Here is an 864-nt window from a genome sequence, read left to right on the forward strand (position 1 = left end):
CAGCGCCAGGAAGAACCCCGACACACAGACCCCCAGCACGGGCACCACCGTCTGTCCCAGCACCGGGACGAACCCCAGGACGAAGAGCAGCAGCCCAAGGCCCGCCACCCGCACCAGGACGAAGAGGCTGTCCCGCGCGGAGTTCCACAGCTCCCGCCAGAGCGGCAGCCGCGGACCGGCGGGGGCGCCTCCCTCGGACTTCTCCACCTGCTCCGAGAGGGCCTCGTAGAACGGCTCCCCCACCAGCAGCGTGGCGGCGGTGAAGGTCACCACGGCCAGCAGCAGACCGCCGCAGAGCAGCAGTACGGTGAAAAGGCCCCGGAGCAGCTGACGCCAGGGCGAACCCCATCCGTCGGCGAACGGCGTCGCCCACGCCGTCAGGTCGTCCGCCCAGAGGGCGAGCACCACCAGCACGACCGTGTAGAGCACCAGCGTGATCAGGGCCGGGAGCAGCCCGAAGCCCCACCACCTGCCGTGCCGCGCCACCCAGCGCTGTCCCTTGCCCAGATACCCCAGCCCCGCCGCAAGATCACGCATGGCGCCCAGCCTAGGCCGTGCGGTGCGGATGGGTCCGTCCGGGTGAAGTTCTTGGCGTGGTGGGCACCGCGGCGGCGCCGCTGCCCTACTGTTGCGCCTGGCGAGACATGCACTGCCCGCATTCCGCGGAGTGGGGCGGGTGGGACTCGAACCCACGACCCAGGGATTATGAGTCCCCTGCTCTAACCGGCTGAGCTACCGCCCCGTGCCGATGCGAAAGCCCCAGCACGAGCGGCCCGCATCGGGCCGCCTGCCGCAGCATAGCTGCTCAGCCGCTCCGCCCGCGCGTCGGGGTCACGCCTGCGCTCTTCCGTACGGCGAAGGCCC

Annotated in this window: 1 protein-coding gene and 1 tRNA gene; both read right to left on the reverse strand. The window is 71.4% G+C overall.

Annotated features, from left to right (window positions below; all coding sequences use genetic code 11):
- On the reverse strand, window positions 1–537 hold a 537-nt coding region (locus AOK09_RS28335), incomplete at its 3' end, for an EI24 domain-containing protein (protein ID WP_055590095.1).
- 131 nt (window positions 538–668) lie between these two features.
- A tRNA-Ile gene (locus AOK09_RS28340) sits at window positions 669–742 on the reverse strand.
- Window positions 743–864 lie beyond the last annotated feature (122 nt).

It is taken from the genome of Peterkaempfera griseoplana, from assembly GCF_001418575.1.
In the GTDB taxonomy this organism is placed as follows: domain Bacteria; phylum Actinomycetota; class Actinomycetes; order Streptomycetales; family Streptomycetaceae; genus Peterkaempfera; species Peterkaempfera griseoplana.